Raw genomic sequence first — 26,994 nt, 5'->3', positions numbered from 1 at the left:
TTACTTTTCTTGATAGCTAATGATATTGCAATTAGCGCCGGTCTTAATTGTTTCTTCAAAATTATCAAAACTAATTGAAATCATATCTTCCAGAGCCGGCTCAGTAAATGATCCCATGTGTGGAGTCAAGATAGCCTTAGGATATAAAGCAGTCAAGGCTTTCACATCTGGATTAGGGATGTTATCGACTGATCCGAGATCGTGATTCATGATTTCTTTTTCATTGATGACAACATCTGCGCCATATCCAGAAATTTGTCCGGATTTGAATGCTTCTACTACAGCAGCTGTATCAACTAATTCCCCACGGGCTGTATTAACAAAGACAGCAGTTTTTTTCATCTTTTTAAATGAGTCACTATTAATTAAGTTTTCGTTTTGACCAGGGAAATATGGAACGTGAATGGATACAATGTCACTTTTTTCAAGTAGTTCGTCTAGTTCAACATAGTCAACTACTTCTTTAGCTGCATCAAATGGATAAGGATCATATGCAAGAATTTTAGCGCCTAATCCTTTGTAAAGCTTAGCCTCAGTGAATCCGATTTTTCCTAAACCAATAATTCCTACAGTTGAAGTATGAACTTGTTTACTAAATAGTTCTGGAACAACGGTAAAATTCCCCTCACTAGAGTTAGTGGTTGCTATGTTAACATGTCTAAATAATTGCATCCCTAGCGTCAATGCTAGTTCCGCTACTGCATAAGGTGAGTAATTAGGAACGCGAGCAACTAAAATATCTAGATCCTTAGCCGCCTTTAGATCAATGTGATTGAATCCTACTGTACGAGTAAAGACATATTTAATACCATAACTAGAAAATAATTCTAGGTTCTTTCGATCTGCAAGACAATTACCACGAAGCAAAACGGCATCCATTCCTACAGCCAAATTACCATTATCAGCTGTTAAATACTCTTCAACCAATTTTAAATCAAAGCTGTACTTATTTAATTTTTCAAAATAAGGCTTTTCAATTGGACGTACACCATAACAAATTATCTTCATAATTAAACCTCCAAAAAATTATAATATTCCGGCATTATTCAAAATTTCTAAAATAGCAATCCAAATTGGTATCATAACAACTGCACTAACAGTGGAAATAAGCGATGAGTTCGAAGTTAAAACTGCCTCACGATCATAACTAATAGCATAGGCAAATGAATAATACCAGGCAAGTGGGGATGCTAAGGAAGCTAAATAATCTAATGGCTTCCAGAGCCAAATTGCGGTTTGATCAATTCTATTGTATCCCCCCATGTACTTCATGATTCATATACGCGCCCTGTATGCTTTAAGTTTACGACTAAATAAAAAATAGTAAATCATTATTCACACAAATAATTGATTTACTACTTCTATAACTTTCAGTTCTAATTGAACAAGAATCTAACAATTGCATCATTAACTTTTACATTATGGTGTAGCTTGCTATGTTGAGCATTCTTTCCACTAATTTTAAGCTCTTGGTAACTCTTGGCACGATTGTTAATTAAGTACTTCAATGAGCGAGATGAATTATTAGCTACATCACCATCAGAATGGCTTCCATCTTGTAAGTCGCCGTAGATGTTTAATACGCGAGTATTCTTAGGGAATGTCTTGCGTAAACTCAATAACTGGCGATATTCTGGTCGCATGACATTAGGTTTGCCGTTTTTATTTAATTTAATTTGGTTAGCACGATCATTCATACCAATAATACCGTCATAGTGACCAGCAATTGCAATCATGTGTTTAATATTTGGAAAGTTCTTTTTATTAACATTCAAGTTAATATAATTAATAATCTCCAAGTTACCCATTGAGTGACCAACTAGGTTAATATTTTTAGACTTAGTTTTCTTTTCTACTGCTTGAATAGCGGCCTTTACATATTCGCTTCCAGCTTGATAAGGAGTTGAGTTATCACTATTACGAACATGATTCAACTTATTATCTTCAATATTAACTTCAATTACTGGATTCTTAGTCTTAGAAGAAAAATTACGATCAAAAGTGACCTTCTTATTAAGATCAACATTTGCCTTAATAATTGTCTTGGTAGCTCCAGAGTCCTTTATACCTTGTGCCATAAAGTCTTCTGCCTTCGAACTACTGCCCCAGCCATGGAAGAATAATGTCGCTGTTGAACCGTTAGAACTTACCTTTATATTAGAAGTGCCTTGTGTTTGACTACAAGCAGTTGTAGTTAATACTAATAGAAAGATTATTGCTGTAATCCACCCGATATGTTTTTTATTCATATTATCATCCCTTCGATTACTACCAGTATAATCATTTTTAATACGTTATGTGAAATATTTTATTTAGATACTAAAGCATGCAAATTATCTATAATTACTAAAATAAAAAGATTCTCTAAGACTGGTTACTAGCCTAAAATCTTAAAGAATCTGTTTTGTTATCTCATTAATCCACGCTTGAAGTTCTTCCACATATTTTGATCTTCAGTCTGCAAGATTAACCCTGGGTAAATCCTTCTGATCCAAATAAATGATCCCACTGCGGCAACAATACTAATTATTATCGAAATCATTGCTTCGATATTAGAAGCATGTCCATTAATAACCCTTAAAGGCATAATAAATGAAGAAATCAGAGGAATGTAGGAAGTAACTTGAGAAACTAAATTATTGCCGTTGTTAATTACGCTCATCGATAATATAAAACCAATCATAATTACAATTAAAATAGGTTGCAAGGCCTTGTTAGCATCTTGAGGGTTAGCTACTAAAGCTCCACAGAATGCTGCATAAATAATACAAATAATTAGGGCAATAATTATAAAGAGCAATCCCCATGATCCGAGATTAGCGATGATACTATCTATCATTGGCTTATTATCCTTAACAAAGCCACTAATACCTGGTATTGAAGGTGAACTTAGATAAAACCCGGTAAATGCAACAACATAAACTGCTAATTGCGTTATAATCTCTCCAATAACTCCAATAACCTTCCCTGTGAAGTAATCCTCTCCTGGCATACTTGAAAAGATTACTTCCATAATCTTGGTTCCCTTTTCGGTAGCAATATTTGTTGCGATAACTTGAGTATAAGTCAGGGCTAACATATACAAGATAAATATTAACACGAAAAATGATAACGTTTGGGCTGTATCCTGGTCATCAGAATTAGCGTCTTTTTTAAGATGCTCGTTATAACTAAATTTCTGATTTAGAGCTAATATTTGTTTTTGCGATAGCTTAGCTCTAGCAAGATTAAGGCTATTTTGGAGTAGGGTTAGTTTATTTGATAGTTCTTTTTTGCTAGTAGAATCTAATTCATAACCGTAGTAATTGGCAGATAATTTATCACCAGATTGTTTAATTACTACATAGCCATCAATGTCATCGTTTTTGAGGTCTTTTTTAGCTTGAGTAAGACTATTATATTTTTCGAAGACATCTGACTTTTTAAAAGTTTGGCTAATTCCTGGTACTGTTGATACTAATGCTACGCTATTGCCTTCATCAGATGAACTAGCAGTAAACATACCAACCAAAATCGAAACAGCGATGAAAGCAATTGGAGAGATAATCATTAAGATAAATGACCAGCTCTTAACACCTTTTAAGTAGGTGTTCTTAGCAACTATTAAAGTCTTATTCATGGTTAACACCTGCCTTCAGCTTAAATATTTCATCCAATGTAGGTGGCTCTTGATCGAAGGTCTGGATATATTCACCATTAGTCAAAGTATCAAAAATTATTTTTCCATAACTAGGCTCTTCAAGAATCAACTTATAACTACCATTATTCTGTACTGAAACTGATTTTACTCCTTCAAGTTGTTTAAGCACTTCTGGTCCCTTATCAGTTCTGACGAATACTCTAGTTAATCCAAATGAATTTCTGATGTCATTAACACTACCATTTAAGACTATATGACCATCATTAATCATTACCACGTCGTCGCATAATTCTTCAATATTACTCATATTATGATCTGAAAAAATAATCGTAGCGCCACGCTTTTTTTGATTCAGGATTATTTCTTTCATAACGCCGACATTAACTGGATCAAGTCCACTAAAAGGTTCATCTAGAATAATTAATTTAGGATCATGAATTAAAGTAGCAATTAATTGTACTTTTTGCTGGTTACCTTTGGATAAAGATTTTATTTTATCATTAATTGAGCCTTTGACTTCCAGTTCTTTAAGCCACTTGGGTAATCTTGCTTTAGCTTCCTTATTAGATAAACCCTTTAATTGGGCTAAGTATGATATCTGGTCAGCTACTGTTAATTTAGGCATTAAACTGCGCTCTTCTGGTAAATATCCTACATCATCATAATCGGCACTACTAAAAGGATGATTATTAATGTGAATATCGCCCGAATAATCAACAAACTTCAATATACTATGAAAAATAGTAGACTTACCTGAGCCATTCTTGCCTACCAGGCCTACAATACGTCCATCTTGAGCATTAAAAGTTACATCAAATAAAACTTGCTTACTTCCAAAGCTCTTATTTAAATTATCAATTGTTAACATGGTATCCCTTCTTTCACTACAAATATTACATTAATTATAGCATGAAACCGATTACCTTGCGAAGCTTAGCCTATTTTAGTGCTTTCGAGCTTAGTTTATAATATTATTAAATTAAACAACATTCTGATATGCAGGTATTAAAATGACACAATTTTCTTTTTTCAAAAATCAAAAATATTCTGCGTCTGAGCAAGCGATTATTGATTATTTATCTAGGATAGATAGCTTTACTAATTTAACTATTAGTCAACTTGCCCAAGCAACCGCTACTTCTAATGCAACAATTATCCGCCTAAGCAGAAAAGCCGGCTTTACTGGCTTTTCTGAATTAAAAGTTGCTCTAATTAAAGAAATTGAAGAGAAAAAATTCACTAAGCAAGATGTGGATTTTAGCTTTCCTTTTAGCCCAGCTGACTCATTAACTGAAATCGAACAAGCTATGGCTAACTTATACCAAAATTCAATTCAAAAATTGCATTCTCAAATCGATACACAACTTCTACTTAAAGTTGCTCAAGAATTTATTTCAGCTAAAAGGATATTCATATTTGGCACAGGAGATACTGGATTAACAGCGCGTAGCTTCATTAATAAGATCAATAAGTTAAACATTTATCCAATCTTTGCTTCGTCAAATAATGAACAAAATAGTAATTGGAATAATGTACATGATGGTGATTTAGCAATTATTATCACTTATGATAATTTTGATGAAGCATTAAAGAAGTATGGCATCCCTACTATTCACCAGAATCAAGGCAAAGTTGTTGCCATCACAGCTAATCCTGACTCTTTCAATCTAAAAGAGATAAACTATTTAATTCCTATTCCAAATGAAGAAGGACTTCAGAAACTTGCTACTTTTTATTCTCAACTTGCCTTTGAATATGTGCTTAATTTGTTGTTTTCGATTATTTATCGAGAACTAGCTTTAAGATGATAATCATGGACTTAAAGTGTATATTCTATAGTAATAATTATTAAAAAACAGGATAAGAGATATATTAAGGGATGTAAGTATGAGCAAAAAATTTTTACTAGAATTTGATAGTAACCAAGATGCAGTTTTAAATCCAGATTTTGAAAAATTACCATATCATTTTCATAAAAGGCTTCTATATGCATTTGTTACTGATGAAAATATTCAAGACTTTTTAAAAGATTATCCGCATAAGAAGTTAGGAAAATTCGTTACCGTATCTTTTAATCCGTATGTATATGAAGTTAAAATTAACAATTGTGAATTTACACTATGCCAGGCACCTGCGGGAGCTTCTATAGCCGTTAAGTTACTTGATTGGTTGATAAATTATGGTGTAAGAGAAGTTCTAGCAGTTGGAAGTGCTGGAACGATTACTGATTTACCAGAAAATGAAATATTTCTTGTAAAAAAGGCCTTACGTGATGAAGGTACGTCATATCATTATTTAGATGACAATGATATCGTTAATTTAGATAGTGATTTTGCTGATAAGATTCAAAAGGCTTTAAAGAATTTAAACTATAATGTAAAGCCAGTAATGACTTGGACTACGGATGGCTTTTTTAGAGAAACTAAGAACAAATTGATCAGAGCTCGTAAATTAGGATGTCAACTAGTAGAAATGGAATGTTCTGCGTTAGCAGCTTGCTCAGAGTTTCGTAATGTAAAATTCGGACAAATTTTGTTTACTGCAGATACTTTAGCTGATACTGATAATTATGACAAACGTGGCTGGGGAAAATCCTTTCGAAGAACCAGTCTTGATATTGGTATTAAGGTTCTAGCAAAAATAAATGAATTCGAAAATTAAAGTGCTAGACAGACTGATACGACCCTAGTCAAGTGAATAGTCGAATAACTGCCTAACACTAATTAGTACATTTTAGATAAATTTTTAATAATTTTCATGAATATTTGGTAGCTAAAATTTTACGATCTTAGTTCCATGTACTTGGTTTACTCTAATCTTGTCTATAATATCTTGAAAATTTTTGTAAGTAATTCCTCCACCAGGTAATATTTCTATTTTGTCTTTGGCCAAGCTAATAATGTTCTTCAAATTGTCAATATTACTCTCAATTGTTTTATCTAAACTGCCGCCATGAGTCAAAATACGTGAACAGCCATGATCTACTAGCCAGTCAATAGACTTTGCTTGTAATTTAGTTGGAATAGCATCAAAAGCCATATGCATAACAGACTTTAGTCCTAATTGATCAGCCATGCCAAGTAGAGTATCCATCTGGATATCATTAATACTGCCATCTTTGTTTAAGCATCCAAATGCAATGCCGTCTGCATTTAAAGTTGCAATATTAACTAAATCTGTGCTCATCATTGTGAACTCTGCCTCGTTGTAAACAAAGCTTCCTCCTCTGGGTCTAAGCATTACAACTATAGGAATATTGAATTGATGACATAGTTTAACTGATTCTTGAATAACCCCAAATGATGGTGTTACTCCTCCAACTGCTAAATCTGCATTTAATTCTATTCTATCAGCGCCGGCATTTATGGCTGGTTGGATATCGCGATAGTTCCCAATGCATACTTCTTTTAAAACCATCTTATACCTCACTAAAGTCGATATCTAAATCATCTTCCATAGTCTTCTTTTCATCAGCTAAGTATTGCTTGTCCAACATTTTTACAAATGGATAGTAAATTAAAATATTTAACGCTAATTCAACTATTTGTAATGCTGAACCAGTCCAACTACCAGTAGCCAGCCATCCAGAGATAATTGGAGGAGTTGTCCAAGGCAATAATACACCGGTAGTTTTAGCAACCAAGCCAATTTGCATAGCTATACCTGATATTAATGTATTCAATACTGGGCAAATGATAAATGGGATTACAATAATTGGATTTAACACAATCGGCAAGCCAAAAATTACTGGTTCATTGATACCAAAAATACCTGGTAAAATTGCCAATTTGCCCAACTCTTTAATACGCTTAGACTTGCAAACAAGAAAAACTACAATTAATAGAGCTAAGGTACTACCGCCACCACCATAAGTGGTAAAGATATCAATAAACGGTTGATTAAATACGTGTGGGAGTGTCGTATGATCTTGGAAAGCTTTTAAATTATCTTGAGTAGCAACAAAGAAGATTGGTTGCCAAACTGAGTTAGTAATAGTTGGTCCGTTAATACCAAAGAACCAGAAGAAGCTAGCTAAAAAGTTATATAATAATGCAGATGGAAGTGATATACCAACATGCTTCAATGGTGATTGCAATACAGTATAGATAAAGTTATAGGCAGTTTGGAATGGGCTGATTGAAAACATAATTCTTACTAAGAAGAAAAATAAAATTACCAACCCACTTGGAATTAGAGCATCAAATGATTGGCTAACTGCTGGAGGTACACCATCTGGCATCTTAATAGTCCAATGTTTTTTTACAGCAAAGCGATAAATCTCTACACTGATCAAAGCGATAATAATACCTAAAAAGATACCATTAGCGCCTAAAAATTGTAGTTGAATGGCACTAATTGATTGTTTACCTACTTTGACTACTGTAGGAGTAAGAATGAGGAAGGAGATAAGAGAAACAAAACCAGCATGAATTGGATTTAACCCCCTATTCTTCCCATATGCATAAGCAATAGCTAGTGATGCTAGAATACCTGTAAAACTAAACACAGCATTGGATACAGCACTGAACCATTCTAAAAATTGAGAACCAAATATTTTAGTCCAAAATTCAGTCCAACCAGGTATTGGAAAGTTACCAATTAGTAAGAAGACTGAAGTGACAATGATTAATGGTGTGATAATTAAGAAACCATCTCTTAATGATCTTAGTACAACGTTATTACCTAATTTTGCCGCTAGTGGCATAAGGAATTTTTCAAGTTTTTTCTGCATTTTTATAACCTCCATGTTCTATAAAAATGTAGCAATCATAATGATATTGCCTACTACATAATTAGTAACAATAGTCCTGTTTGAATTGACTGGTGTCGCGTTTATTAGCTAATAGCAAACAGCCTGTAACTAAATTATCTAATGCTTCAGATAAGCCTGATCCTCCTTTTTTAGGCATTTTAACAATCAATAATTTCTCTCGATATTGATCTATCAAATCTTGATTCTTTTCTTTTGCAATAGCTGAAATTACTGGAACATTAGCTTCCTCGTATTTTTCAGCTAGCTCTAGAGCCATTTGAGAAAAATCATGATAATCAAAACTTGGACCTGTGATTACAACGTCAGCACCCATTTTTTCAGCCATCTTAACGAACTTTCTTTGAACGACTGCTTTATTATCTTGATAGTAATCAGTACCACAATAAAAAGTACCAATAATTTTACTATCATGCTTTTCAAGCAACTTTTCGATATTTTCGCTACTGCCCATTGCAATTTTTTTACCGCCTAGAGGTGTATCAGATTTTTCTTTACCACCTAATCCAGCTTGAATTTGGTCAAGAATAATAATTACCTTCATTTTTTGTCCCTCCTTTAAAGATCAAACTATTAATTAATAGGTGCATGTATCCTCTTTTCATAAGCATCTAGCCATTCCTGCGTAACAGGTTCTATCTTAGTAGTGCTATTTTTACCTAGATTAGCCATAAGAATTCTTGGCTCTTTATTTTGATTAGCTACACAGAAAGTAAATTCTACATTTGTGGCTACACCCCATTCACCTTTATTATTCATAGCAACTAAAGAAATTTCTCCAGCTTTGCCATACCTCTTCTTTAACTTTTCAATAAAAGGATATACCGCTTCATCGCAAGCTTGTTGCGGCGTCTTACCCCTCTCCATAAGTTTAACTATTTCATAAGACAAGCAGCCTTTCATGATATCTTCACCGAGACCTGTTGCAGCAGCGCCTCCTACTTCACTATCAACATAAAATCCACTACCAGATAATGGTGAATCACCAATACGTCCATCTTTTTTCATAAATAAACCTGAAGTAGAAGTAGCTGCAGCCATAGATCCCGACTTGTCTAAAGTAATAGCTCCAATTGTGTCATGACCATCATAGGGATTAAGATCTTTCTCTCTAATTTCGGCTAATCTTCTCTCCCATCTTGCCTTTGCCCTATCAGTGAGCATATTGGTCATTTTAAAGCCATGCTTCATAGCATACTTAGTAGCGCCTCTACCAACTCTGAAGCTATTAAAGTGTTCATTACTCAATGATCTAGCAACTGATACAGCGTGTAAAACATTTTCAATTGCTGCAACTGAGCCTTGGGCTAACGTATCACCATTCATGAAAGCAGCATCCATCTGGACAACTCCTTCTTCATTGGGCAAGCCCCCATATCCTACCGACTTATAGTATGGATAAGCTTCAACTTCATTAATTAATTTTTCTACAGAATCCGCTGCTGACTGATTACTTTCTAGCATTTTATATGCTTGATCTAGTCCTTCAGCTGCCATCCTCCAGGTAGCAATCGTTCCAAAAGCCATTAATTATCATTCCTTTCTTTTCCTAAGCATTGCCTAGTTTCATTAGAGCCATCATGTAAATTTTCATATTTAAAAATAAATCGTCAATATTCATCCATTCATTTTCTTTATGAGCGATTCCCTTTTGACCAGGAAAAGATGGACCAAAAGCTATAATATTTGGCATAACTCTTGCATAGGTAGCACCTGTAGTTGTTACTGGTGTTGAATCTAACTTTGTGCAGGCACTATATACATCTGACAGCATTTTAATATACTTAGAATTTTTATTATGCATGACACTAGATATGCTGCGACTAATAGTTAATTTAGATTTTGTCGGCAAATGCTTCTTGATACCTTGAGTAACATCTTCTTCTGAATATGAAACTGGATACCTAATAGCGATGTCTAATAACAATTCATTACCGTCTTTACTTAAGCTAGTTGGTGTCATAATTAACTTGCCTGAATCTTCATCGCTAAACTCGATGCCTAAGCCCTGACCGAAATGTTTATCTGCTAATGAATCCTTAATCCACTTAAAGTAAGATAGAACATCACCTGATAAAACTTCATGTCCTACTATTTTCTTAGCTAACTGAGTAATAGCATTCTTCCCTAACTCTGGAGCATTGCTTGGGGAACGTTTGCCGTGTGCGGTTATTTCTAGACCAGCATTTAGCTCAAGTGTGATCTTATCCGGTACATGATCCATTGCCATATCACCGATAATTTTTTTTATTTTGACTAAATCTTCTTTATCAAACTTAGTATGAATTGTGTAATTAACTATTCCTCTTTCACCATAGACAACTGGATATTTACAATCAGCTGTCCAGCCAAAAATTGGTGGCTTTTCTTGCTCTAAGTAAAGTGGAACATCATGAGACCCTGATTCTTCATCAGAGCCGTAGATTAATCTAATAGTGTTTTTAGGTTGAAAGCCTAAATCTTTTAAAAGCTTCATCCCCCATAACGTAGCTATTGCAGGACCCTTATTATCTAAAATTCCTCGTCCGTACAATTTATTCCCATCTTGTGAAAGATCCCAAGGATTATATTCCCAAGCTTCAATATCTTTACCAGCCGGAACTACATCAAGATGGTCAACAACTGCAAAATAATCATCTTGCCTCCCCCATTGAATATAAGTCATAGCATTATTGACTATCTTAGATTCAAAACCATATTCTTCCCCTAATTTTTCTACTGCTACTAAGGCTTCTTTTGAGCCTAAGCCAAATGGAGAATCTTTAGCAGGTTCAGATTTAGTACTTTTGATTTGCATGATTTGTCTCAACGTACCTAAAAATTGTGCTTTGGAATTTTCAATAGCCTGTTGAATATCTTTTTCTGAAATCATCTTTTATACTCCTTGTGACCTGATTAAAGTAGCACTAAAACTATATTTGTCTGCACGATAATAAGATGTATCAAATAAGATTGGATGAGCATCAGGTGTATAAGTTGTTGATTGTACCTTAAATACAGGAACTTTATCTTCTATGTCAAATATTTCTGCTAAGCTTTTACTTGCCGGAATAGCATCAATGTCTTCCTGTGAATACGAGATTGTTAGTCTTTCTGATAAAATCTTGAATAAAGAACTATGGAAATTTATTTCTTTAAAGTTGGGAAGATATTTTTGCGGAATATATATCTTCTCTAAAGTCATCGGTGTCTCATCCCAAAATCTAATTCTTTTTAAAAAGATTACATTTTGATTCAGTTCAGTTTCTAACTGTAACTTTTGCTTCACAAATGCACTTACTTGATTACATTCTTTAAGTTCCAATACTTTAGTATGTATTGTTTTATGATGTTCTTTAGCAACTTCAGTAAAGCTTTGCAAACCTAATTGACCCGATTTAACTTTACTGCTCTGTTTTTGCATTACATAAGTAGCCTTACCTGGATCTTTTACCAATAACTGTTCATTAATTAACTGTTCAATTGCTTTTCTAACGGTTAATCTAGATGCATGGAACTCTTTAGCAAAGCTATAATCAGATGGCAATCTTTGCCTTGGCGAATAGATGCCGTCAACTATACGTTTTTTGATAATATCAGCTATTTTTTGACTTTTAGTCATTTTAGTCATCTCTTTAAATTGTTCTATATAGTATATACTACTTAGTATTTACTATTTATGCAAGCGGTTTCTTAGTTGATATTTTACAAGTTAAAATTGACAAAAATAAGCGGAAAGCCTACTAAAATAACTAGTAACGACTCTCCGCTTATTGATAATATTCTTATTTATTTCATCCTAAACAAAGTCTGTCAATTCCTCTACCGAATACCTTGTGGTAGTGATTTCATCTTCAGCACTAAAATCGTGCTTGCCAATAGCAATTGCCATAACTGGAATGTATTGTTTAGGATCTAGTCCCATAATTATTGCAGCTTTACTTGCATCATAGCCTGCCATAGCATTAGTATCATAGCCATGTTCTCTAGCAACCAACATGAACTGCATTGAAGCAAGAGAAGCATCGACCATTGCATCAGCATTTAGCATTTCTTGTGATGCATGCTCATATAGTGGCATAAAAGTATTAAGTGCTGCTTCCATAGCTTCTTTGGTTACTTTTTTATCCTCGTACATCTTGTGCCATAATTGACCATATTTTTTATGAGCTAAAGTATTACCAAACACCAAGAGTACTGCGGAACTATCATCAATTTGTGGAAAATTAAATTTCATGAAATATTGATGCAACTTGCTTCTACCTTCTTGAGTATCAACCACTATAAACTTCCAAGCTTGCAAGTTGCATGCTGACGGTGCTGTAATAGTTTCTGCAAGCATTTCCTTCATCTCATCACGACTGATTTTTACTTTTGGATCAAATCGACGAACCGAATGTCTGCCAGTTAACACATCGTGAAAATCATTATTTATTATTGCCATAATTGTTCACTCCTATATTCTACTATCTTTCATTATTAATTATACAGCGCTTACATAAACTTGGATAAAATAATTTTAGGAGTGAAGTTGAATTTTGTATTCTAGCTTTTTTGCAAGCAAAAAAGCTTATATTATGTTTTTTATTTTTATTTTGTTAAATTAACACTTTTATTATGTAAAATTACTTAATCTTTGGCTTACTTCTCACACGTAAAAAAGAGCAATAGATTTTTTAATCCATTGCCCTTTTATTTGTCTCTTCAAGCTCCCTGCCTTTTACGCGTCAACTTTAATAGCTTTACTGTAATCCAGATTCTTGAGCATTTTACCGAAATTCTGCATCTTGGTCTTTTGATCAAGTACTTCACGTAAGCCTGGTGTTAACTTCTGTGCAATTTCTTCTTCATCGCTCATTTCAGTAATGATTTTATCTCCTTGACCACTGACAACCTTCTTAGCAAAGTTAGCATCAATAAGTTGTGCACGACCAACAGCAACTAAATCAGTATATTTAACCGCGTCTTCTGCTGCATCTTGACTCATTACATTACCGACAATAATCAGCTTAGTCCCCTCACCAATTACCGGCTGGAATAACTCTGCAAACGTCTTATCAGAATCATTTGGTTTAGCATTATAGTTTGGTAGTGATAAATGAATGTAATCAAAATCAACTTGATTAGTTAATTCATCAACTAATTTAGTCGACTCATGCCAAGTATAACCAATATTATCAGGGTTAATCTCTTCTGGGCTGATTCGATAACCTAAAATAAAGTCTTTAGGTGCATATTTTTTAACTACGCTTGCTACTTCATTGGCAACTGCAAGTGGAAAAGCAGAAAATTCACCCCATTTATCATCCCTCTTATTAGAAAATGAAGAAAAGAACTGTTGGATCAAATAATGATTAGCACCATGAATTTCTACACCATCAAACCCGGATTCAATTGCTCTCTTAGTAGCAGCACCGAAGTCTTTCACAACTTGCTCAACCTCTTCAGTTGTGAGGGCTTGTACGCCATACGGTAGAAAAGGATAATTGGCACTAGTTGGCCCATAAACTGGCAAGCCTAAGTGAGCGCGCCAATTGGCTTCTCGACCAGTATGAGCAATTTGTAAGATAGCTTTATTACCATTAGCTTTCATTGTCTCAGCTAACTTAGTTAAACCTGGTAAAAACTTATCATCGTAAGCTGCAAGTTGTGTACGATCATTAGCCCAGGTTAAGGCAGGTCCACCTGCAGGGCTAACATAATGATATTCCGTAATCATCATACCAGCAGAGTTATTCCTTGCTTGCCAATATTTCAACGTGTCCTCACTATTAGCGCCATTAACTCCACTACTTGTAAGCATCGGAGATTGAACCATGCGATTATTGACGGTAGTGCCGTGTTTAAAAGTAATTTTATCAGAAAGTTTTTTCATGAGTTTTGCCCTCCATACTAACCTACTTTTATTTACAGACAAATTATAGCATTTTAACTTATAAAAAGTAAGTTAAAAATATTCACAAAAGACCCCTTCCTCTGACACAAACTTTCGTAATAGCTTTGGTTATTATAAGAAATAAATATTATCAGCTAACCTTATTTTTTCAAAAGTGTTAAAATGAAGTCGATGAAAGCGCTGTTAAAAATGGAATAAATTAGTTAAAGGAGTTAATGATGAAATCTAACAAATCATATTTTTCAGAAGAAAAATTGCATTATGGACTGCGTAAGCTCTCTGTCGGTATTGTGTCTGTTGTATTATCCACTTCAGCATATGCATTGTTCAGTAGCCAAGTTAAGGCTGATACAACTAGTGAACAGCCGGTTACTAGCATTAATAAGCCTGATCAGAGCCAAAAAGAGCCCCAACAAGTGCTTGAAACTTCAGAAAAAGAAGATACCAACAAAGTTAACACGGAAAAAGAGGACACTAGCATAGTCAACACAGAAAAAAAGCCTGTAGAAACTACGCTTACCGAGACTACTGCTTCTGATGAAACAAAGTCAGCCGAGCAAGAACCAATTGTCGACAATAATTTATCTACACTAAAGGGTCAGTTACCTGACGCTAAAACTGCCATTCAGAACTTTAATGACCTAACTGGAGCCACAACAGCTCAATGGGAAAATATTGACCCTAATAAAACTGGTAAACAGAACGGATTTTTAGTAATTAATTATGCTGACGGCACTAGGAAGGAAGTTGCAGCTTCAGTTAATGTCTACACTGGTATCGTTAATTTTCATTATATTAATGGACTAACCGGTGAGCCTATTAAAAATACCATCCCAGAACATGCAGGTCAAACAGATATACAGATTGGTACTTCTAACGATGATCCTACAACTACCCCTATAGATTCATTCGAACCATCAGTATATGATTATGTAATTCGTGGGTACAATCATGGAAAAATAACCAAAGATTCTCCTGATGGTGAGATAGTTGATAATCTTGATAATTTCCACTTTAATAATGGAATTCAAGATTTGTATGTTCAATACTTACCACTATCTCCACTGGAAATATCCGGACAAGATGAACAAGGGAATTTATTGTATCAAGTAACCATGTCAACCAGCAATGCTTTAGTTGCCACTAAAAATGCTCCATTCTATAAAGCTGAAAATGAAGACTATTCAACTAATCCCTTGTATGTACCTGGGTATGAACTGGTCACAACACCTGCCAACGCATCAGGAAAAGTTGGACAAACTTGGAATTCTGTAACTGATCCTAATCCAATTAAAATTGTCTATGTTTATAAGAAGTTGAATCAAGATTCTGAGTCAGGAGCATCTACTCCATTAGCACCAATTATTTTTACAGATAAAGATTCAACTATTAAAGGTGCTGATGCAATTCTACCAACGCGTACAAATCAATATTACGACTATACCGACGCAATCGATGAACACACGGATTCTGTATCTAAAAAATACGGATATGTAGTTATTGGACGCGTAGGTAGTCTTAAAGGGTATGGCTTTTACCAACCTAATTATCTTAAATTCTATGGTCTAAACTATAAGCCTGTTTCTGTAAAGTTTGTTGACGACACAAAAGACAAAACTTTAGCATCTTATAGTTCTACTTATAGTGGCGATGAAAATTATGATACAAGCAGTTTAGTCACCTATTTTGAAAAACAGCATCCTGACTATGAAAAATCCACTATCACTGGAATTCCTGCTGGAAAATATTCTTTATTCCCTACTGAGATTGTTTTTCACTATAATCAAACCGCTAGCCAACATATTTATTGGTTAGATAGCGAATCTAAGGATTCAAGTGGTCCTAATGGATTTAAATTAGTTCAAGAAGAAGATATTAATAAACAAGTTATTGGCTCAACTTATAAATTAACTAAAGCTACTCCTGATAATTATGCTTTGGCAAATGGTCAAGAAGATCTTACCAGCGTTACAATTGATGGCAAGGATCGCTATATCATGCTAGTCCACCAATTAGACACAAAAGCTGACACCAAGACAATCCATCAAACTGTAATCGTTCAAAAGCCTGATAAGAATTCACCTGATAATAATAATTTGACAGGTGAATTTACCAGAACAATTACAACTGATAAGGTTACTGGTGACCAAACAACTGATGAGTGGAAACCTACTAAAGTTGACTCCTTCATTCCTGAACAAATTGATGGTTATAAGATGACTATTACTAAGGATGGTAAGACAGTTGATCAAATACCTGAAATAAGTTCAACCAGTCCAGATGGAGAAATTTATAAAGTTAGCTATACTCAAATTAAGCAACCTGAGAAAACCACTAGCCAACATATTTATTGGCTGGATAGCGAATCTAAGGATTCAAGTGGTCCTAATGGATTTAAATTAGTTCAAGAAGAAGATATTAATAAACAAGTTATTGGCTCAACTTATAAATTAACTAAAGCTACTCCTGATAATTATGCTTTAGCAAACAATCAAGATTCTCTTATCAGCGTTACAATTGATGGCAAAGATCGCTACATCATGTTAATCCATCAATTAGATAAACAAACTGACACCAAGACAATTCATCAAACTGTAATCGTTCAAAAGCCTGATAAAAATTCACCTGATAACAACAACTTGACTGGTGAATTTACCAGAACAATTACAACTGATAAAGTTACTGGTAAACAAACAACTGATGAGTGGAAACCTACTAAAGTCGATTCCTTCATTCCTGAACAAATTGATGGTTACAAGATGACTATTACTAAGGATGGCAAGACGGTTGATCAAATACCTGAAATAAGTTCAACCAGCCCGGACGGAGAAATTTATCGGATTAGCTACACTCAAATTAAGCAACCTGAGAAAACTACTAACCAGCATATTTATTGGTTAGATAGTGAAACTAAGGATCCAAGTGGTCCTAATGGATTTAAACTAGTTCAAGATGAAGACATCAATAAGCAAGTTATTGGCTCAACTTATAAGTTAACTAAAATTACTCCAGACAATTATGCTTTGGCAAATGGTCAAGAAGATCTTACCAGCGTTACAATTGATGGTAAAGACCGCTACATCATGTTAATCCATCAATTAGATAAACAAACTGACACCAAGGCAATTCATCAAACCATAATCGTTCAAAAGCCTGATAAAAACTCACCTGATAGCAACAACTTGACTGGTGAATTTACCAGAACAATTACAACTGATAAGGTTACTGGTGACCAAACAACTGATGAGTGGAAACCTACTAAAGTCGATTCCTTCATTCCTGAACAAATTGATGGTTACAAGATGACTATTACTAAGGATGGTAAGACAGTTGAACAAATTCCTAAAATAAGTTCAACCAGTCCAGATGGGGAAATTTATAAAGTTAGTTATACTCAGATCAATTCCGAAACTGAACAACCTAATGACACGACTAATTCGCAAAACGTCCCAACTAATGTGCCAGCTAATGAACCAGAAAAAACAGAAAACAATAATCCACAAACTGTTGCTGACACGACTAATTCCCCTTCTACAAACGAAGAAAGTCATAATAGTAAACCTAATAAGACTAATAAGACAAATTCTGATCAAAAGATTACAAATGCAAGTAAAGCTTCTGAACAGACATTTGCTAAATCGTATAAGACTCCAGTAATCAATTCTACTAATAAATCAAATTCTGCTAGCGCTAAGCTGCCAGAAACTGGAGCAAAACAAACAAATATCTTAGCTATCCTAGGTCTTACTGCATTAATTAGTGCCATCTCTTTGGCATTTAGGCCAAAAAGAAAATAAAGCATAAAATAATAAAATTAAGACGGGCTAAATACATAGAAAAAGTCGCTAGAGTTTTAAACATCTCTAGCGACTTTTTATTTTTAGCGTATATATTTTCAAATATGTCTATTGCAGTAAGTTAACTAATTTACCAAAATAGTCGTTTCATTACTAATGAAATAGGGTTTTAAGCTAGGTTTATGATTCAAAAATATTGCCTTATCCTCTTCTGAATCCATACTCTCCTTGTTTAACCATTTAGAAGCAATCACAACTTCATTAGTAACTAATTGCAAGTACATTATAATTTCCTTCCGTTCTAAGCTATAACCTTTTTATACCAATAGAAACTATCGTTCTTATACCGATAAAGGTCATGCTCAAAGTCAGCATATACAAGGCCATATCTCTTCTTATAATTACCACTTGCACTCAGCAAGTCGATACATCCCCACGGTAAATGACCTAAAACAGGTACATGAAAGAGTTGTTTTACAAATAATAAAACCAAGAATTATCAGATATTTATAGATTAATATCTGATATTCTTGGTTTTTACTTTATTAGATTAATTTTTAAAATATACTCTAGTATTTAAAAAACTTTAAGGTATTAGCTACCTTAATGAAACTATCTTTATCAATTTGGTAGAATTGTTTACCATTGATAGTGATAATTCTGCCATCGTATAGTGCTGCTATTGTTTCACCTCTCTTTAGTAAAATATGTTTACCATGTTTATGAACTAATTTTCCTTTAGCATCATATACGAAGCTATTGTGCGTCAGTTCTATTTTTTTATTTGGTAAAGTATTTGCGACTTTAACGAAGCTATTTTTATCAATTTGGTAGAACTTCTTACCCTTAATAGTGACGACTCTAGCATTATACAATGCTTCTATTTCTTCACCTTTTCTGAGTAAAATGTGTTTTTTCTTATGGCTAAGTACTACTTTTCCCTTAGAGTTATATATAAAGCTATTGTGTGTTAACAATATCTTCTTATTCGGTAAGGTGTTTGCCACCTTGATAAATGAATTACTACCGATTTGGTAGAATTGTTTACCCTTAATAGTAAAAATCTTACCGTTTTTCAAAACAATAACTTTTTCGCCTTTCTTTAGAGAGCTAGTATGGTTATTTTGTACTATCACATTACCTTCTGAATCATATATAAAACTATTATGGGTTAGCTCAATTTTTTTACTAGTAACTTTCTGAGCATCATTTACCGTAACTGGTTTACTTTGCTCACTTACTGGACTAACTGGATTAATAGCTTTAGTTATTGGTTCAGTTACACTTTCGCTGCCGGTATTGAATTGTTCAACATTATCAGTTTTTTCCAACCAGTTTGGATCGTAATGAACGATAATTTTCTTCTCTACCTTATTACCTAATTGATCAACAACACTAACAGTGAAGATGTGCGTCGTAGGTTGTTTCCCTTGATCATTCAATACTTCTTCGCGATCAAACTTGTAACTACCGTAATTATTGACTGTTCCATTTGTAGCTAGTTCTGGTATGTAGTTATATCCGCTCTTTCCATACTGAGTAAAGACATTATCACCATTAATAAACACACTGTAACCATCTAAATTATCGTTAGCTTCTCCACTCAACTTGAACATTGGTTTATTTGTGGTTATTTCTAAGCCATCTTTAGTCTCTAGACCGTTAATAGTTAACGTAGGTGCAATCGTGTCTAATATCAAGGTCATTGAACCACGTGTTACACTATCTTCCTTACTATCACCTTTGCCTTTAGTCTTGTACAAGTAAGATATTTGTCTAGTAGCAGGATCATCTATCTTAAATGAAACACTGAATTTACCATCTTTTCCGATGTTAACTTTATTTTGAGGATCATTTTCAGATAAGCCATGAGCTAAGAAAATCAATTCTTTAACATTTTTATTTGCTTTACCCGTTAGAGTAAACATATGAGTCTTTGGATCATACCAGCCATTAGTAATTGCTTCTTGATTAAGAGTAGAAACATTATTATCACTCAAGTAATCAAATGTTAAATCAGGACTGCCCTCTTTAGGTGCTTCATAGCCAGGATAATAACCTGGTTTAAAGTCATCTGGATTTGCGTTTTCATCCTTAAAATTCTCTACACCTAAATCATCACGATTAGTATACGGATTATGTTTAGTCGCATCTGGATTATAATAAATGCCGATATAGTTAGCATCCTCAATTGGATCAGGATCTGTTTTCTGCTTATTATTGAATCCTGGTCCAGTGATTTCTGTCCAACCTTGAAGTAAAGCTCTCTTAAAAATGCCAGTTTTGTCATCTTTATTGATAGAAGTTTTTACATGGAAAGTAGCAACTCCATCCTTAACTTCTCCCTCATACACAGTTCCTTCAAAGTAGTCCTTAGCAAAAGCATGGACATTTTCACCTTTAGAAACTGCTGCTTGAACAACAATATCATTAGGATCAGTACCTTCAATTGAGTACACAGGAATTCCAAATGACTTATCTTCACCGTTTACATGTTGCCATGCAAATTTAGCTTTTGGAGTTACTGTTGTAAAGCTACCTACAACATTTTTACCAGCTGCATCAGTTGAAAAGACAAGTTTTTCATCTTTTGAACCAACTGGGAAAACAAAGTTACCTTGATCGTCTACTTGAACTAATTTCTTATTCACATAAAAGTCAGTCTTAGAGTTACCTCTTAATAAATAAGTTTTAGTTTTTGCATCGTAATCTGCAGATTTTTTATCGAAATTAAGTCCATTAATTGCATTCCAAATAGAAACTTGTCTTTTATTTGAAACAGGAGATACCGAAATAGTTTGGCTAGCCGTATTATCAGCAGCATCGGAAATTGCGATGGTCATCTTATTATCTGCATTCGATAATGCAGCCTTTTCATCATCATTTAAAGTAAATATAAATTGACCAATTGTCTTATCCTTATCAATAAACTTAGAATCACCATCATTAAGCTTAAAACCAAAGACATTATCGTTAATAGTTACCGTAGCATATGAGTAATCGGTGAAACCAGCACCTTGATCTTTGTAATTTCCCTTGATCGTAAAGTTAATAGGATCGTAAGTAATATTGCTTAAAACGGGTGCGGTAGTATCAATTATAACTGGTGTATCATTAGTTTGAAGCTTATGTGGACCGTCATTTACTAATGTAGCAATGAATCTATAAGTATATTGACCATCTGGCGCAGTTACCATTTCACCAGTTTTTGAATCATATAATTTACCATCCCATTCAAATGCATCTGGATTGTTAGCAGAATAGCCAAAATCTACTGCCGTACCTGCGCCATCTTCATAGTATGATTTTTCAACACCATGTGAATCTGCTAGAACACGAACTACTTTACCATCAGAATTGAGAATCTCAACTTTTAAATCTTCAAGATTTTGTTTAAGGTAAGCATATGGCTTAATAATATCGCTCCTGCTATCAGAGTTTGGTGAAAATGCTACTTTGCCAGTCTCATAAAGCTTAGCTACTTGTTGCCAATCGTAGTTACTATCAATATTAACTAGACTCTTTAAAGACTCTTCATCAGCAATTCCCCTCGGGAAGTTATCTTCATTAACAAATCTATTCCCTTTAATATCAGCTCCCTTAGGATCATTAGCATTTTGGTCAAATACATTCTCAGAAGTCATATCACCATAATAGCCTAAATATGGAACTACCAAAGTACTCTTGTCTACTTTATTTGTGAAATTTAAGAAGCCTTCAACTAATTGATTTTTTCTAAGACCGGTTAAATTGAGCTTAAAGTTAATAGTTTTATCTTTTTTAGGTTCTACTGTAAATTCTGTTACTCCTGAAACTTTAGCACCAGCTAGTTGTTCATCATGGAAGATGCCAGTATCTTTCTCGCGCTTTTCAGTAAAACCACCGCCAAAATCATCAAAACTATAAGATTGAGCTTCATCACTTAGATTATGGAAAGTTAAATCAAAGTTAGTTGATTCACTAATATTTCTTAAACTTACTGAACTAGTACCATCACTTGCAGTGATATAAACTGGCGCAGCGGTAGCAGCTCCAACATCTATTTGTCCTGCACCTTGACGCCTTGGTGAAACAAGAACATCGTACCCATTTTGGGTCTGAGGATGAGCAGTGTTCATTAATAGTGCCTTTACAGCAGCTACTAATTTAGCACCCTTTAATTCGGGATTAGTTTTAGATAATCTCTGTTTAACTAAAGCGGCAGCTCCTGCAACGAATGGACCAGCCATTGATGTACCGCTCATACTTATATAGCTATCACTATTTCCAGTAGAGATTACATTTGAACCCGGTGCAGACACATCGGGCTTCAATGTGTAATCAGGTAATGGACCCCAAGAAGTAAATGAAGCCATATCGCTATTTTTACCTAAGCCAGACGTTTCTGCAGCTACTGTAATTGCATTCTGCGAAGCTCCAGGATCAGCAACCGTACTTGATGAAAATGGCTGATAATTACCAGCATTTCCACCAGCAATGTATTCATCAGTATTAGTTAAGTGACTCGGATCATCTACGGAAGCAGCATTACCATTGTTTGAAGCTGAAATTGAAACGATTACTCCATGATCAATTGCGTATTGGACAGCTTTTTGATCAACATCTTTTAGGTCTTTAGCTGCTACACCACCACCTAAAGACATTTGAATTACATCAGCACCTAAATTAGTAGCATCAATTATTTCTCTAGCTAAATCGATAGAAGTCGTCGTATCCCCAAATACTTTGAAATGTAGTAATTGAGCTTCAGGAGCTACACCAATGATGTATTCTTTATCACCATCAGGATGGCCATCGGCCGCAATAATGCCGGAAACATGTTGTCCATGCGGCTCATCATCAGGTCCTTTGATATTATCATTTTCATTATCTACTGCATTATAAACATATGGAAATTTTTCATTGATATACTTACCATAACCTAAATTAGAAATTTTCTTTTTCATTTCTTCAGCAGTTAATTTAGGATTTTTAGGCATTGTTTGAAAATCTTTATGAGTAACATCAACACCCGAATCAATTACAGCAACTGCAGTATGCTCACCCTTATATCCTTGATCCCATGCACTTTTTACATTGCCTTTCAGGTGATCTTGATTATTGGCAGCTATTTCTACGCCGTTACTATCCTTATGTCCAGCTTCATCTTCGACTTGTTCCTCTTCACCTTCATTATTATCATTCTCATCTTTAGGTTTTACAGATGAGATTAAGTTTTGTTGATCTTGGTTTTTATTTTGTAGTTGCTCAGTTTTATTTTGGACTTGTGTATTGCTTATCGTATCAGCTTTTGCGACTGGTGTAGATAATAAGATGACTACTCCTGACGCTAGGGTCGCTAAGGTTGCTACTACTTTTTTATTTGATTTAGGTACTGATAGATTGCTCTCTAGTAAAGACCTAGATTTATTCAAATACCTAAGCTTATCTTCTTTTAGAAAATCAGCCATACATCTTCTCCTCCAAATCTTCTTTTAAATTTATTTTTATTTCATTATTATAATAAATTATTTAAATTTTACAATAATTTAATAATCGCAGTCAATAGATTAAATTAATTATTTTAATTTTTTATCCATAAAAGCAATAAAAGCGTTAGATAACTGATCCTATTAAGTCATCTAACGCCGTATTAACTTACTAGCTAGTCCTTAAATAAAGTCAAATTAAAACTTTCTGACACCATGCTGGTAAACTTGTTTATCTTTTTGTTGAACTGCTGCCACATCTGTTAAAGGATTATTCTTAAGAACTAGAAAATCAGCATACTTACCTGGTTCTAGAGATCCATATTCATCATCTACTTTCATTAGTGTCGCAGATCCTAATCCACCAGCTCTCAATGCTTGATAATTCGTAGCACCAGCCTTTACTAACTCAACTAACTCTTTAGCAGTATCTTCTAGTGGATTGTTAAATGTACCTGCATCAGTTCCCAAGGCTAAATTAACTCCACTTCTAATTGCCTTTCCTACATGCTCATAAAAAGCCTTAACATGAGTGCACATTTTTTGATAAGAAAAGTCAGAAAGCTTTCCTTTACCGTGTTCTACAATTTGATTACCTGCAGTCAAGGTAGGCGATAAGAAAGTTCCTTGCTTCTTCATTAATTCAATATCTTCATCACTCACATAAAATCCATGTTCAATTGAATCAACTCCTGCTAGTACTGCGTAATGAATACCTAATTCGCCTTGAGCATGAGCACAGACAGTCATGTGTTTCAAATGAGCTTCTTGTACTGCCATCTTCATTTCTTCAAGTGATAACTCAGTGTCATCAACTTGATCACCTTGCGACATAACTCCACCTGTTGCCATTAACTTAATGTTTTTAGCTCCTTTTTTAAACTGGAGTCGAACTGCCTTTCTAACGTCATCTACAGAATTAACAATATGAGCTACATTTTGATCATTATTTTCTCCAACTAGTGAATCTGCATGACCTCCGGGAATAGAGATTGGCATCCCTGCTGGCATTATTTGCGGACCGTCAAATGGCAACTCTTTTCTCATTTGAGCAAGTTTCACATCTATATCAAATGCTACACCACAACTTCTTATATAAGTTACTCCACCTTGTAAACCCTTTTCTAAATTTTTAAGGGCATTATAAGTGCCTGATGTTTCTGTTTCGGGGTACCATTTATCAGTTCTAGGATCTGCCGCAATATGAGTATGAGAGTTCAACAAGCCTGACATTACATATTGATTCTTTAAATCAACCTTATTTTCTACTCTACGAGGACATTCTCCCGTTCCTTGCTCAGTTAACTTACCTGTCTCATTATCTACAACAAACCAGGCATTTTTTAGTACTTTATCTTCTGTTCCAACAAATAAATTGCAATTTACAAACACTGTTTCCGTCATTTTTTATACCTCTTTATTTATTACCAACATATACATTTCTAAAACTAAAGCTACCCATACTGAATTCTAAGTTATGGATATTTTTCTTAACCATCCAAGCTTGACCATCATGGAATAATGGTGAAAGTGGCTGTTCATCATTCATAACTTGAGCCGCCTCAACTAGATAATTAAGTCTTTGCTTTGAATTCATCTCTCTATTTGACTCATTTAATGCATTATCGAATTTATTATTACTCCACCTCCCAAAGTTATAGTTCTCACCTGTACGCATTACACTAAGCATTGAATATGGATCAGTATAACCGGATGTTAGCCCAGTATAGTCTACTTCATAATCACCATTTAACATTTGGCTTACTCTTGATGTTTTAGGCATACTATGAACATTGACCATAACTTTTTTATTAAAAGTACTTTCTAATTGACTTTGAATATATTCCATTACCTTCTTAGATATGTCGTCATCATCACCAGCCAATGTAAATTCAACTTTATTTTTGCCTAAAGATTTTAACGCCTTATTTAAATACAAATTTGCTAAAGATTTATCATAAGTGGTAAATTTCTTATTTTTTAATAACTTCTCAGCATAAGCATTGAAATTTTTTCCATCAGCCATATCTTGTGGACCAACAAAAGTAGTTGCTACCGTATTAGCTGCACCTACAGTATTAGCCAAAGTTTTTCGATCTAATGCCATCGAAACAGCTCTTCTAAAATCTGCATTAGCTAAAAGCTTATTTTTAGAAACGTTAAATGTTAGATATTCTGTTCTATCTAATTTAAATACTTGATAATCAGACTGATTTTTTAATTCTTTAGATGCTTGTGTATCTAAATATGCTCCATCTAACTTACCCGACTGGTACATGTTATAGTCAGTTGAAGGTGTCTTTACTACTGTATAGTTTACCTGATCCAATTTGACATCTTTTGCATCCCAGTAGTATTTATTTTTAACTAATTTCCAACTCAAATTAGTGCCTGACCAACCTTTACTTACAAATGGACCATTGTAGACCATATACTTCGAAGCTGTTCCGTATTTATTACCATATTTTTTTACTGCATTCTGATTTTCAGGATTCCATTCTAATTTTTTAAAGTATGGAACCGGATGAGTTAGATGGACTACAAGGATATGACTACTCTTAGCTTCAACTCCTAATTCTCTAGGATTCTTTTTACCAGCAACAACATCATTAGCATTCTTTACTGCTTGAAAAAAGTTTTGTTGTTGAGATTTAGTCTTAGGGTCTAAAGTTCTTCTCAGCGAAAACACAAAATCTTGCGCGGTAACAGGACTACCATCACTCCACTTAGCATTCTTTCTTAAATAAAAAGTCCAAGTTAGACCGTCTTTACTTACTTTAGAGCTTTTAGCTACCCCAGGAACAACCTTGCCGCCATCCACAACTCGATATAACCCTTCAAATACATTCTTAGCCTGTTCCCCACTAGTAGTATCGACCATTTTAGATTGATCTAGAGTTTGAATTTCTGAGGTTGTCATCCAAGAAATAGCGTTATGATCTTTATCTGTACTAGTAGATTTCGCACTTGTGCATGCAGATAAAGCTAGTGCGGATCCCATTGTTAATAATAATTTCATGTAATAACTTTTTGAGTGAGCCATATGCTTTCCTCCATAATTTTTATTAAGCCTTGGTAATAAAAAAAGCGCCCTACTAGATCAACTTGACCTAATAGGGCGCTGATTGCGCTGTACCACCTATCTTTTACCAGTATAGAATACTGGCCTCATGCACGTGCGGCCTACTAATTAGTAAGCGATACGTCGCCGCTATAAAGGGCGGTCCCTGCATTCACTAATATCGCAAATTCTGCTCAAAGGTGATTTTCAGCAAGAGTGTCAACTATTTCTTTTCACCAACCAGAAACTCTCTAAAAGTATTATCTCTTCTTACTTTCCTTATCAAAGCTCTCTATTTATTTTGTTGATAATAATCATACTACACAAAAGTTAAAAGTCAAATGCTTTTTTAATTATTTATAAATTTAATTCTTAATACATT

Annotated in this window: 20 protein-coding genes, 1 pseudogene and 1 other annotated feature; of the genes and pseudogenes, 3 read left to right on the top strand and 18 right to left on the bottom strand. The window is 34.2% G+C overall.

The features are described 5' to 3' along the window. From J2Z60_RS01350 to J2Z60_RS01330, 5 genes and pseudogenes are all read right to left on the bottom strand, one after another. The gene (locus J2Z60_RS01350) at nt 1–1,008 is read right to left on the bottom strand and encodes an NAD(P)-dependent oxidoreductase (RefSeq protein ID WP_209685627.1); all 1,008 of its coding nucleotides are present in this window, start codon (nt 1,006–1,008) and stop codon (nt 1–3) included. Nucleotides 1,009–1,026: 18 nt separating this feature from the next. Next, a pseudogene (locus J2Z60_RS01345) lies at nt 1,027–1,248 on the bottom strand (AEC family transporter); the annotation flags it as partial. A 128-nt stretch (nt 1,249–1,376) separates the two neighbouring features. After that, nucleotides 1,377–2,249, bottom strand: a complete 873-nt coding sequence (locus tag J2Z60_RS01340) for an alpha/beta hydrolase (protein WP_209685625.1) — start codon at nt 2,247–2,249, stop codon at nt 1,377–1,379. Between the two features lie 158 nt (nt 2,250–2,407). Continuing rightward, nucleotides 2,408–3,619 (bottom strand): ABC transporter permease, encoded by a 1,212-nt coding sequence (locus tag J2Z60_RS01335; RefSeq protein ID WP_209685622.1) that lies wholly within the window; start codon nt 3,617–3,619, stop codon nt 2,408–2,410. After that, complete coding sequence (locus tag J2Z60_RS01330) at nt 3,612–4,508, bottom strand: ABC transporter ATP-binding protein (protein ID WP_209685620.1); 897 nt, start codon at nt 4,506–4,508, stop codon at nt 3,612–3,614. Before J2Z60_RS01330 ends, J2Z60_RS01335 begins: the two co-directional genes overlap by 8 nt. A gap of 142 nt (nt 4,509–4,650) precedes the next feature. On the opposite strand from J2Z60_RS01330, the gene J2Z60_RS01325 reads away from it, so the two are divergent. Beyond that, entirely contained in the window at nt 4,651–5,448 is a 798-nt protein-coding gene (locus tag J2Z60_RS01325; RefSeq protein WP_209685618.1) for a MurR/RpiR family transcriptional regulator, read from the top strand. 79 nt (nt 5,449–5,527) lie between these two features. Then, nucleotides 5,528–6,301, top strand: a complete 774-nt coding sequence (locus J2Z60_RS01320; protein WP_209685616.1) for a nucleoside phosphorylase — start codon at nt 5,528–5,530, stop codon at nt 6,299–6,301. A 111-nt stretch (nt 6,302–6,412) separates the two neighbouring features. Here J2Z60_RS01320 and J2Z60_RS01315 read toward each other — a convergent pair whose 3' ends face one another. From J2Z60_RS01315 to J2Z60_RS01280, 8 genes are all read right to left on the bottom strand, one after another. Continuing rightward, nucleotides 6,413–7,057, bottom strand: a complete 645-nt coding sequence (locus J2Z60_RS01315; protein WP_209685613.1) for a copper homeostasis protein CutC — start codon at nt 7,055–7,057, stop codon at nt 6,413–6,415. 1 nt (nt 7,058) lies between these two features. Next, a complete protein-coding gene (locus J2Z60_RS01310) occupies nt 7,059–8,372 on the bottom strand; it encodes a PTS sugar transporter subunit IIC (RefSeq protein WP_209685611.1) in 1,314 nt (437 codons plus the stop codon). Nucleotides 8,373–8,433: 61 nt separating this feature from the next. Continuing rightward, nucleotides 8,434–8,955, bottom strand: a complete 522-nt coding sequence (locus J2Z60_RS01305; RefSeq protein ID WP_209685609.1) for a GrdB-related putative oxidoreductase — start codon at nt 8,953–8,955, stop codon at nt 8,434–8,436. Between the two features lie 29 nt (nt 8,956–8,984). Then, nucleotides 8,985–9,938: a glycosylasparaginase gene (locus J2Z60_RS01300; protein WP_209685607.1), complete on the bottom strand. Its 954-nt coding sequence runs from the start codon at nt 9,936–9,938 to the stop codon at nt 8,985–8,987. A 22-nt stretch (nt 9,939–9,960) separates the two neighbouring features. Continuing rightward, on the bottom strand, nt 9,961–11,283 hold the full coding sequence (locus J2Z60_RS01295) for a Sapep family Mn(2+)-dependent dipeptidase (RefSeq protein WP_209685605.1): 1,323 nt from the start codon (nt 11,281–11,283) through the stop codon (nt 9,961–9,963). Nucleotides 11,284–11,286: 3 nt separating this feature from the next. Then, nucleotides 11,287–12,012: a GntR family transcriptional regulator, LSA1692 subfamily gene (locus J2Z60_RS01290; RefSeq protein ID WP_209685603.1), complete on the bottom strand. Its 726-nt coding sequence runs from the start codon at nt 12,010–12,012 to the stop codon at nt 11,287–11,289. A 177-nt stretch (nt 12,013–12,189) separates the two neighbouring features. Then, a complete protein-coding gene (locus J2Z60_RS01285) occupies nt 12,190–12,834 on the bottom strand; it encodes a nitroreductase family protein (RefSeq protein ID WP_209685601.1) in 645 nt (214 codons plus the stop codon). A gap of 276 nt (nt 12,835–13,110) precedes the next feature. Next, nucleotides 13,111–14,265 (bottom strand): oxidoreductase, encoded by a 1,155-nt coding sequence (locus J2Z60_RS01280; RefSeq protein ID WP_209685599.1) that lies wholly within the window; start codon nt 14,263–14,265, stop codon nt 13,111–13,113. 239 nt (nt 14,266–14,504) lie between these two features. On the opposite strand from J2Z60_RS01280, the gene J2Z60_RS01275 reads away from it, so the two are divergent. Then, a complete protein-coding gene (locus J2Z60_RS01275) occupies nt 14,505–18,083 on the top strand; it encodes a mucin-binding protein (RefSeq protein WP_209685597.1) in 3,579 nt (1,192 codons plus the stop codon). Between the two features lie 125 nt (nt 18,084–18,208). Here the strand turns inward: J2Z60_RS01275 and J2Z60_RS01270 are convergent, their stop codons facing one another. The 5 genes from J2Z60_RS01270 to J2Z60_RS01250 all read right to left on the bottom strand — a co-directional run bounded on the left by J2Z60_RS01270 (nt 18,209) and on the right by J2Z60_RS01250 (nt 26,594). Then, complete coding sequence (locus J2Z60_RS01270; RefSeq protein WP_209685595.1) at nt 18,209–18,367, bottom strand: hypothetical protein; 159 nt, start codon at nt 18,365–18,367, stop codon at nt 18,209–18,211. A gap of 17 nt (nt 18,368–18,384) precedes the next feature. After that, nucleotides 18,385–18,576: a family 1 glycosylhydrolase gene (locus J2Z60_RS01265; protein ID WP_209685593.1), complete on the bottom strand. Its 192-nt coding sequence runs from the start codon at nt 18,574–18,576 to the stop codon at nt 18,385–18,387. A 76-nt stretch (nt 18,577–18,652) separates the two neighbouring features. Further along, entirely contained in the window at nt 18,653–23,533 is a 4,881-nt protein-coding gene (locus tag J2Z60_RS01260) for a S8 family serine peptidase (RefSeq protein ID WP_209685590.1), read from the bottom strand. A 216-nt stretch (nt 23,534–23,749) separates the two neighbouring features. Next, the gene (locus tag J2Z60_RS01255) at nt 23,750–24,955 is read right to left on the bottom strand and encodes a metal-dependent hydrolase family protein (RefSeq protein ID WP_209685588.1); all 1,206 of its coding nucleotides are present in this window, start codon (nt 24,953–24,955) and stop codon (nt 23,750–23,752) included. Between the two features lie 13 nt (nt 24,956–24,968). Beyond that, nucleotides 24,969–26,594: a peptide ABC transporter substrate-binding protein gene (locus J2Z60_RS01250; protein WP_209685586.1), complete on the bottom strand. Its 1,626-nt coding sequence runs from the start codon at nt 26,592–26,594 to the stop codon at nt 24,969–24,971. Nucleotides 26,595–26,662: 68 nt separating this feature from the next. After that, nucleotides 26,663–26,907 (bottom strand) — a binding site (T-box leader). Between the last annotated feature and the right edge of the window lie 87 nt (nt 26,908–26,994).

It is taken from the genome of Lactobacillus colini (assembly GCF_017874575.1).
Classification (GTDB): domain Bacteria; phylum Bacillota; class Bacilli; order Lactobacillales; family Lactobacillaceae; genus Lactobacillus; species Lactobacillus colini.
The sequence above is the reverse complement of the archived record's forward strand: the minus strand, read 5'-3'. Positions and strand labels throughout refer to the sequence as shown.